Raw genomic sequence first — 8,050 nt, forward strand, 5'->3', positions numbered from 1 at the left:
GAGCCAGCTTCCTCCGCGAAGGCAGCGATTTCGTTGGACCGCTCGATACCGAATTTCTCAATCAGGTTCGGTCCACCGATATGAACCGTCTCGCCGTCCACAGTGGCTCTGACGCCGAGACCGCGGAAATTCTCAAAGTTCGAAACCTTCGCTCGCTGGATATCCCGTTCCTCGGCGGCGTCNCGGATGGCGCGAGCGATCATATGCTCGGAGTCACCCTCGACACCAGCGGCGACTTCGAATGCTCGCTCTTCAGTCCAGTCGCCTGCCGTCTCAACACCGACGACGCCCTGTTCGCCCTTCGTGAGGGTCCCGGTCTTGTCAAACATCACCGTGTCCAGATTTCGAGATTCCTCCATGGCGATGCGGTCGCGGATGAGCATCCCGTTTTGGGCAGCCGTGGAAGTGTTGATCGCGACCACGAGCGGGACGGCAAGTCCAAGTGCGTGGGGACACGCGATGACCAGGACCGTCACGACGCGCTCGAGGACGGTGATGTTGTACCCGACCGCGACGACCCACGCGACGGCAGTAATCGCCGCGACGCCGAGTGCAATATAGAACAGCCAGCCAGCTGCCTTGTCGGCGAGCAACTGGGTTCGAGATTTGGACTGCTGGGCCTCGTCGACCAGTCGCATGATGCCCGCCAGCGTCGTCTCGTCGCCGGTCTTCGTGATTTTGACGCGGAGACTCCCGTCCTGGTTGACCGTCCCGGCGACCACCTCTGATCCGGGCTCCTTCCCAACTGGTCTGGATTCGCCGGTAATCATCGACTCGTCAACGGACGACTCGCCCTCGACGACTTCGCCGTCGGCAGGCACGCTCGCGCCCGGGCGAACGAGCACGACATCGTCCTCGCCGAGTTCGGAGACGGGCACTTCCTCGGTATCTCCACTCTCGGTGATACGCTCGGCGGTATCGGGCATGAGCTTCGCGAGTTCGTCCAGCGCCCCCGAGGCCGCCCGGACCGACCGCATCTCCACCCAGTGGCCCAGCAGCATGATGTCGATCAGCGTGACGAGTTCCCAGAAAAACGGTGTCGTCCCTTCGAGAAACAGACTCGCGATCGAGTAGACGAACGCCACCGATATCGCCAGCGAGATGAGCATCATCATCCCCGGCTCGCGGTTTTTCAGTTCCGTCCGGGCCATCGAGAGGAAGGGCACGCCACCGTACGCGAAGATCACGACCGCAAGTACCGGCGTTATCCACGTACTCCCGGGGAACGTAGGGGCCGTATAGCCGAAGACGTCCTGAATGAATTCGCTGAAGACGATGACCGGAATCGAGAGGACGAGCGACACCCAGAACCGCCGCCGAAACATCGCCTCGTGGCCCGAGTGATCCGTGTGATCGCTGTGATCCCCGTTTCCACCCCCGTGTCCCTTCTCGTGGGCGTTACCACCATGGTCGTGCTCGTCGTGTACGTGCTCTGCTTCTGTAGAGTGAGCGTGCTCGGCCGCAGCGTGGCGGTGCGCGTGTTCGGCTTCGTGGTCGTTATGTGCGTGTTCGTCCGTGGATTCGGACTCCGTGGTGGCGTCTGCCGCAGTGTGAGTGTCGTCCTTCGGGAGTTTGGACTCCGGCTCGGATGACGCGTGGGCTGATGCTCGTGGTTCCGACTCTGCTTTTAGCTGGCAAATTCGACAACAGTAGACGGGTTCTTCGGATTGATGCGAGGAGTTACCCTCTACAGAGGAGGTTTCGGAGTTCTCGTGGTCTGGATTGTTGCTCATGGCGTGGGTTTTGGTGCCGTCCCTCATTATATTGTCCAGACCCTGATACGGCGCAGTACCGTCAAGAGGGCCGGTGTCGAACGAGAACGGCGGGGCGCTTGTGGACGTGCGTTCCGGCGGTTCTCAGGCGTGGGCGGTGTATCCAGCGTCCTCGACGGCTTGAACGAGTGACGTGACGTCAGCATCGCCATCGACGCTCGCCTGTTCGGCCTCGCGATCGGCAGTCGCGTCGGTCACGCCGCTCACTTCTCGAAGCGCGTCTTCGACTGTCTGTTCACAGTGACCGCACGTCATTCCTTCGACAGTGATGGTCTGCGTCATACACTGGTACATACGGGAGGGGAATCTTTGTCAGTTTCTGCTTCGAATCCAAAGTCTATCTTGGAAGTGAGATGGCATTCAAATCTTGGCGCTGGGAAACAATATTGTGGTTCGGGGGTTCAATGGGGAGATATGCGTGATTTAGACGAGACAGACATGGAGATCCTCTCGCTACTAGCAGAGGACGCGCGACGCCCGTTCAGCAGCATCGGTGAGGAGGTGGATCTCTCGGGGCCAGCCGTATCAGACCGCGTGAAACGGTTAGAGGAGGCCGACATCATCAACGGCTTCACCGTCGACGTGAATCGCGCACAACTGCGAGCTGGCGTTCCGGTGTTCGTCCAGCTCGAAAACGATACCGCTGCCATCGAGTCACTTCGAAGCCGGCTCCACGACGCGGATGGTATCGAACACCTCTTCGTCACTGCCGAGGGGAAAATATGGTTCTACGGTCGTGCGGAAGGACAGAACGTTCGCCGATGGGTCGAGGGTCTCCTCGAAGACGCGCCATCGACGGAGTACTCGGTGACGCTCGTCGACGACCTCGAATGGACACCCTCACTCGACGGCACCGAGTTCGCAATCACGTGCGCCGAGTGTGGGAATACGGTCGATAGCGAGGGCGAATCCGCTCGAATCGACGGAGACATCTATCACTTCTGTTGTCCGTTGTGCCGTGGCCGCTTCGAAGACCAGTATCAACGTCTCGAAGACGGAGTCTAGTTGTAGCCGCGATTTCCGCTCCAGATCGGCGGAGTCGATATTGGCATCCTTCGGTAGTGGAACGGAACTAGGCCTTTGAATCTAAATTCTATACTGGTCTAAAGCACTGGTCTCGAAACAGTAACTGCACTAAGGAAGGACTACGTAGTATAGGACAAGAATGGGAACGCGAACTGCACATCTCGACATCACAGGGATGACCTGTGCTAACTGTTCGGCGACAGTTGGCGACGCGCTAGAGTCCCTCGACGGCGTCGTTGAGGCGAACGCGAACTTCGCCACGGATGAAGGCTCCGTCGAGTACGATCCTGACGAGGTATCGCTCGAAGAGATATACGAGGCGATCGAAGATGCCGGGTATGGTGCGGTGTCTGACACAGTGACCATCGGCATCTCCGATATGACCTGTGCCAACTGTGTACAGACCAATGAGACTGCCCTAGAGAACACACCCGGTGTCATCGCGGCCGAGGCGAACTTCGCCACCGACGAAGCCCAGGTCCGGTACAACCCCGCGGACACGTCGCTGGATGCACTCTACGATGCCATCGAGAGCGCGGGCTACTCGCCCGTCCGAGAGGACGGCGACGACAGCGACTCTGGCGAGGACGCGCGCGACGCCGCGCGACAGGCTGAAATCCGTAAGCAGCTTCGACTGACCCTGTTTGGTGCGGTGCTGTCGGCACCTCTCCTCTTTTTCCTCGCCGAGAAGTTCCTCCTCGGCGGTGGCGTCCTCCCGGAGACCATTCTCGGAATCGAGTTCGGCTGGGCAGAGTTCCTGCTGGCGACGCCCGTCCAGCTGGTGCTCGGTTGGCCGTTCTACAAGAACTCGTACAATGCGCTGGTGAACAACAAGCGCGCCAACATGGACGTCCTGATCGCGCTGGGCTCGACCACTGCGTACGTCTACTCTGTCGCAGTCCTCTCAGGGCTCATCGCGGGCGGCCTGTACTTCGACACCGCCGCGCTCATCCTCGTGTTCATCACCCTCGGGAACTACCTTGAAGCCCGCTCGAAGGGCCAAGCCGGCGAGGCGCTCCGCAAGCTGCTGGAGATGGAGGCCGAGACGGCCACCGTCGTCGATGAGGCCGGCAACGAGGAGGAGATCCCACTTGAGGACGTCGAGGTCGGCGATCGGATGAAGGTTCGGCCTGGCGAGCAGATCCCGACCGACGGGGTCGTCGTCGATGGCCAGTCNGCGGTCGACGAGTCGATGGTCACCGGCGAGTCNGTCCCCGTCGAGAAGAGCGAGGGNGACGAGGTNGTCGGCTCGACNATCAACGAGAACGGCGTGCTCGTCGTNGAGGCGACGAAGGTCGGNNAGGANACGGCGCTNCAGCAGATCGTNCNGACGGTNAAGGANGCNCAGTCNCGCCAGCCCGACATCCAGAACCTCGCCGACCGNATCTCNGCGTANTTCGTNCCNGCNGTCATCGCCAACGCCGTTCTCTGGGGTGTCGTCTGGTACTTGTTCCCCGGAGCGCTCGCGAGCTTCGTCGAGTGGCTCCCGCTGTGGGGTGCCGTGGCAGGTGGACCTGCAATCGCTGGAGGGACCGTCACCGTCTTCGAGTTCTCGATCATCGTGTTCGCGTCGNCCGTNCTGATCGCNTGTCCCTGTGCGCTGGGNNTNGCGACNCCNGCCGCGACGATGGTCGGGACGACNNTCGGNGCACAGAACGGCGTCCTGTTCAAGGGCGGTGACATCCTCGAACGCGCGAAGGACGTCGACACGGTCGTCTTCGACAAGACAGGGACGTTGACGAAAGGCGAAATGGAGCTCACCGACATCGTCGTGTTCGACGGTGACGGACAGCCTCTCACGGATGGCGGCGATACTGCTGCAGATGGTGGCCAACTGACCGCTCGTGACCGTCTCGGTGAGGAAGATGTCCTTCGGCTCGCGGCCACGGCCGAACATGCGAGCGAACACCCGCTCGCCCGTGCCATTGTCGACGGCGCCGAAGAGCGAGGGATCGACGTGAGCGACCCGGACCACTTCGAGAACGTCCCCGGCCACGGCATCAGAGCGACTGTCGGCAACAGTGAGGTCCTGGTCGGGAATCGGAAGCTCCTCCGTGACAACGGGATCGACCCCTCGCCCGCGCAGGACACGATGGAGCGCCTCGAGAACGAGGGGAAGACGGCAATGCTCGTCGCCTACGAGGGCGAACTCGTGGGTGTGGTCGCCGATGCCGACACAATCAAAGAGAGCGCGAAGGACGCTATAAGTCAGCTCCAAGAACGTGGTGTCGACGTGATGATGATCACCGGCGACAACGAGCGGACCGCCCGCGCGGTCGCCGAGCAGGTCGGCATCGCTCCCGAGAACGTCCGCGCGGGGGTTCTCCCCGAGGACAAATCCGATGCCGTNGANNNCATTCAGGACGANGGNCGNAAGGCGATGATGGTGGGCGACGGCGTCAACGANGCNCCCGCCCTCGCNGTNGCGTACGTNGGNACNGCCATCGGCTCGGGGACGGACGTGGCCATTGAGGCGGCGGACGTGACGCTGATGCGCGACGACCCCCTTGACGTCGTGAAGGCCATCCGCATCTCGGACGCGACGCTCGCGAAGATCAAGCAGAACCTCGTGTGGGCGCTCGGNTACAACACNGCGATGATCCCGCTGGCGTCGCTGGGCCTNCTCCANCCNGTGCTCGCNGCCGGNGCGATGGCGTTCTCCAGCGTGTCGGTGCTGTCGAACAGCCTGCTGTTCCGNCGGTACACCCCCGATCACGACTACAAACTGCTCGGGAAACTCCGCTGAACGCCAAAGCCACTTGCTCCATGTCCTCTATTTCCCGCCGCACGGTGCACGCGTACCTCGTCGAGACGGCCGATACTGAGCCCACGTACTTTCGGGCTCGGGATATCGCCAGCGACCTCGACGGATCGCCGAAAGCCGTCGCACAGTATCTGAGCCAGCTCCAGGACGACCTCACCGACGTGTCGCTCGAACAGTGGGGACGCTCGAAAAGCACGACGTGGCGACTGGAGGTGAGCGAGTCGTGAGCACCGTCACTCGCCGCGTCGGATCCGCCCTCCCCGCCACTGGAACTCGGGAGTGGTGGGTCCTGTATCTGCTCGCCCCGGTCGTCCTCGTCGGTGCAGCACTCCTCGCATTCCCGACGCTCGTCTACGACCGATTCGTCTGGCAGTATCTCTGGGGCCCGGTCGTCGCTGACGCTGCCGGCCAGCCAGTCACGCACGAGGGAATACGGGCCGTCCGCGGATACAACGCCGTGAACACGGTGACGTACCTCGCGGCCGTCGTGTACAGTCTCCCCGGGCTCCGAGCGTATCTCGACTCCCTCGATGTCACGTACGACGCTCGACTCGCGTACGGGTTCGCGCCAATCATCGTTGCTGGCGGAGCGATGCGCGCCCTCGAGGATATCGGCCTGCTCGGTGACTACGCCGTGCTGTTCATCACGCCGTCGATCTACTTCGTCGTCACCGCCGTCACCGTCCTCTCACTCGGCGTCGGCGCACTCGCGCGTAACCGGAATATCGGGTCCATCCCGTCGATAGTCGGTCTCGTTGGAACGGTCTGGGCGATCGGTGCCGTCGGGTGGGCGCTCTGGCACGGGCTCTCGACGTCGGCTCCACTCCGCGTGTGGGTGCCGGTCGCGACGACGGGGATCGCCCTCGGTGTGACCGCGCTCTACTACTGGGGAGCGAGTCTCGTCGATGTCGCACACCTTCGACACCCGTTGTTCCTGCTGGCCGTCTTCGGCCAGATGTGGGATGCGGCGCAGAATCTCATCGGCGTCACGTTCCTCGGCTATTCACCCAAGCTGGTCGTGACGAATCTCGTGTACCAGGCGACCGGCTTCTCGGGGTCGACGTTCGTCCTCAAACTCCTCGTGACCGGCGGTATCGTGTGGTACCTCGCGGACGCGAAAGACGAAATGAACCACACCTGGTGGTGGCTCATGACGTTCTTCATCGGAGCGATTGGGCTCCCGATGGGCGTCCGTGGATCGCTTCGGATGATGCTCGGAGTCTGACAATGGAGACGATGAACACAAACGGTACGACACGACAGTACGGCGCGGCAATCGCACTCGTCTCGGGAGTCTACTCGCTGCTCTCCGCGACAGGTGGCACCGGGATGATGGGCTCGAACAGCGGGCTCCTCATGGCGCTCCTCGGCGTCGTCGTGGTCGTCCACGGCGTCGTTCTGCTGACGCCCTATGCGGATCGGCTCGGGAACGCGAGTGGTCCCCTGATGATCGGCTACTCGCTCGTGATGTTGCTCAACCAGGCGCTGGTCGGCGTCACCGGGAGTGTGAACTGGGGAATGGGTAGCGGGATGGGGTCCGGTATGAACGGCGGGATGAGCGGCGGCATGGGGTCGTCGATGACTGCCGGGATGGGCTGGGACCTCGGAATGGTCGCGCTCGCAGTCCTGATGTTGATCAGCGGCGTGATTATGACGAACCGACGAAACGACAGCACAGGGATGTAATTCGGCGAGACGAATGACATCCGCACCTACAGCGACCACGAATCGACTGCCCAGCTACCTTGCCCCACTCCCCCGGCGCGTCGAGGACTTCGCACTTCGGTACGCGTGGGTCATCGTCGCGATAAATCTGGCCGGGACTGCGTTCGGGTTCTGGTACTACCGCTTCCAGCTGGCCCAAACCCCGATAGTGATGTGGCCGTTCGTCCCCGACAGCCCCGCCGCGACGCTGTTCGTCGCGCTCAGTCTCGCCGCGTGGAAACTGGATTACGACGTCGAGTGGCTCCATATGCTCGCCTTCTTCGGCAACATCAAACTCGGTCTCTGGACGCCGTTCGTCCAGCTGGTTCTCAACGGACCGGGCGGTATCGAACCCTGGCTCTACTGGTTCCTCATCGTAAGCCATCTCGCGATGAGCCTCCAGTCGTTCCTGATCTATCGCTACGCCGAGTTCACGGTCGGTGCGGTCGCCGTCACCACCGTCTGGTACGGCCTCAACGACATCGTAGACTACTTCGCGCCGCTCGTCGGGGAGTTCCACCACACGTTCCTGCGGGCCGAACTCGTCAACGGCGCACTCGATCACTCGATGCGAGCGCACGACCTCGCGGCGGCCGCGGCAGTGACGCTGACGCTCGCCGCGACGTTTCTCGCACTAGCGACACGGGTGAAGAAGCTCGAAACAACTGAGGAGTCCTCCGCACGAGGGGTGCGCCGATGAACGGCTATTCACGACGGTCGGTACTTCGCCGGAGCCGGAGTGTGCTAGCAGTCGGGGCAACCGCGATTGCTGGCTGTCTCGGGC

8 protein-coding genes are annotated in these 8,050 nt (G+C 62.3%); 6 read left to right on the plus strand and 2 right to left on the minus strand.

The window, feature by feature from the left end:
• Positions 1-1,733: heavy metal translocating P-type ATPase (locus tag EGH24_RS14740; RefSeq protein WP_142980848.1), on the minus strand; the 1,733-nt coding region annotated here is incomplete at its 3' end.
• Positions 1,734-1,856: 123 nt separating this feature from the next.
• Positions 1,857-2,054, minus strand: coding sequence for a heavy-metal-associated domain-containing protein (locus EGH24_RS14745; RefSeq protein ID WP_115821780.1), 198 nt, complete (start codon positions 2,052-2,054; stop codon positions 1,857-1,859).
• 132 nt (positions 2,055-2,186) lie between these two features.
• Here EGH24_RS14745 and EGH24_RS14750 point away from each other — a divergent pair, with 132 nt between their 5' ends.
• From EGH24_RS14750 to EGH24_RS14775, 6 genes are all read left to right on the plus strand, one after another.
• Positions 2,187-2,777, plus strand: a complete 591-nt coding sequence (locus EGH24_RS14750; protein WP_142980843.1) for an AsnC family transcriptional regulator — start codon at positions 2,187-2,189, stop codon at positions 2,775-2,777.
• Positions 2,778-2,937: 160 nt separating this feature from the next.
• A complete protein-coding gene (locus tag EGH24_RS14755) occupies positions 2,938-5,544 on the plus strand; it encodes a heavy metal translocating P-type ATPase (protein WP_142980844.1) in 2,607 nt (868 codons plus the stop codon).
• Positions 5,545-5,564: 20 nt separating this feature from the next.
• Entirely contained in the window at positions 5,565-5,789 is a 225-nt protein-coding gene (locus EGH24_RS14760; RefSeq protein WP_142980845.1) for a DUF7123 family protein, read from the plus strand.
• Positions 5,786-6,787, plus strand: coding sequence for a DUF63 family protein (locus EGH24_RS14765; protein ID WP_115819515.1), 1,002 nt, complete (start codon positions 5,786-5,788; stop codon positions 6,785-6,787). Before EGH24_RS14760 ends, EGH24_RS14765 begins: the two co-directional genes overlap by 4 nt.
• A gap of 2 nt (positions 6,788-6,789) precedes the next feature.
• Complete coding sequence (locus EGH24_RS14770; protein ID WP_115819516.1) at positions 6,790-7,248, plus strand: hypothetical protein; 459 nt, start codon at positions 6,790-6,792, stop codon at positions 7,246-7,248.
• A gap of 13 nt (positions 7,249-7,261) precedes the next feature.
• On the plus strand, positions 7,262-7,966 hold the full coding sequence (locus tag EGH24_RS14775) for a DUF1405 domain-containing protein (protein ID WP_142980846.1): 705 nt from the start codon (positions 7,262-7,264) through the stop codon (positions 7,964-7,966).
• Positions 7,967-8,050 lie beyond the last annotated feature (84 nt).

The sequence above is a fragment of the Halonotius terrestris genome, assembly GCF_006861665.1.
GTDB classification, from domain to species: Archaea; Halobacteriota; Halobacteria; order Halobacteriales; family Haloferacaceae; genus Halonotius; species Halonotius terrestris.

Coding starts and splice junctions, on each gene's coding strand:
- EGH24_RS14745 (WP_115821780.1), bottom strand. CDS start 2,054: ATGACGCAGACCATCACTGTCGAAGGAATGACGTGCGGTCACTGTGAA.
- EGH24_RS14750 (WP_142980843.1), top strand. CDS start 2,187: ATGCGTGATTTAGACGAGACAGACATGGAGATCCTCTCGCTACTAGCA.
- EGH24_RS14760 (WP_142980845.1), top strand. CDS start 5,565: ATGTCCTCTATTTCCCGCCGCACGGTGCACGCGTACCTCGTCGAGACG.
- EGH24_RS14770 (WP_115819516.1), top strand. CDS start 6,790: ATGGAGACGATGAACACAAACGGTACGACACGACAGTACGGCGCGGCA.
- EGH24_RS14775 (WP_142980846.1), top strand. CDS start 7,262: ATGACATCCGCACCTACAGCGACCACGAATCGACTGCCCAGCTACCTT.